General features: G+C 51.6%; 1 protein-coding gene. It reads left to right on the forward strand.

Annotation, left to right across the window (positions count from 1 at the left end):
* Positions 1 to 1,158, forward strand: a 1,158-nt coding sequence (locus tag KDK18_RS08085; RefSeq protein ID WP_257254395.1) for a hypothetical protein, incomplete at both ends; no start/stop codon positions are given.

Consider the following 1,158-nt stretch of genomic DNA (forward strand, 5'->3'; position numbering starts at 1 on the left):
TTCAGCAGCGGTAAGACAATACCCTGCCTGACAACTTTCGATTTTGACGATGAATATGCACCGATTCGCTTGCAGGCACTGGTCGGGGACGACCTGACATTTAATCAGGCCAGCCGGATTGTGGAAGTCTTCAAAAGCCTGATGATGAGCTTCCCGCTCTCCTCCCCTGTCGTGCCTTTGGAAGATCAGCCTCAGAATATCATTAAACAAGTCCAGGCTCTGGCAGACGGGGCCAGGAATGAGATGAAAACCGGGGCTCAACAATACGACGATGAAATACGCGGTATGGGCAAAAGAGCCATTCACTTCGTCGAGCATGAATCAGGGGATCTGAAAGGCTTCTCGGAATATTTCTCTACCCATTCTGCTAATGGTAACAAGGTCTTGGCTCTGCTGCGTGAAGGTCTGATCAGCAAGACTGAACTTGAGAACTACATGAAAGCCGCCAGAGGTGTCGACGGTTATCAGACAGTGGACGAGTTTGAACATTTCCTTGACTACAAACACGGCGTCAATCTGCCTCACTTCAAGAAGGTTGTTCAAATGCTGTCCGACAAGGGTACTGAGGAATTCATGCAGAGCGCCTTTACTCCCGTGACCATCACCGCTACTGGCCCGGCGGGTATGAAGGCGTCTGTTGCCGGCATGAAAGAGTATGCCGCTGCGGTCATTGCCAACTATGTTCTTGACGATATTGCCTTTGAAAACGGCCGCAGAACGGCAGCGTTTCTGGCCAATGTTCAGGATACTCTGACACCTTATGCCAATGCAGCTGGACTATCTGAATCAGAACTGATCAAGGCTATCCATGGCACATTGATGCAGGCTCATGCCGCAGCGGTGGAGCAGCAGCTCAATGATTACTGGGTCAAACCTTCAGCCTTCCTGGCACAGGCTGTCACCTGGTACTTCTCCAGCTACAAACCGCTACTGGCGACCCATACTGTCTCGCAGACTGCCGCGTTGTCTCTCTCAAACATGTCGTTCCTCTATCTTCTGGATCTGACCAACCGAGGCGATTACACGCACAGAATGCTCACACCTTTCCAGCACTGGCTGGAACGCTATGGTGTTGATCGTGACCGATCCGGTCAATATGCCTTCCACACCGGCATTGAAAAAATCACTGAACTGGGCGGGCTGGCCATGCCATTGGGC

The organism is Endozoicomonas sp. SESOKO3 (assembly GCF_024606255.1).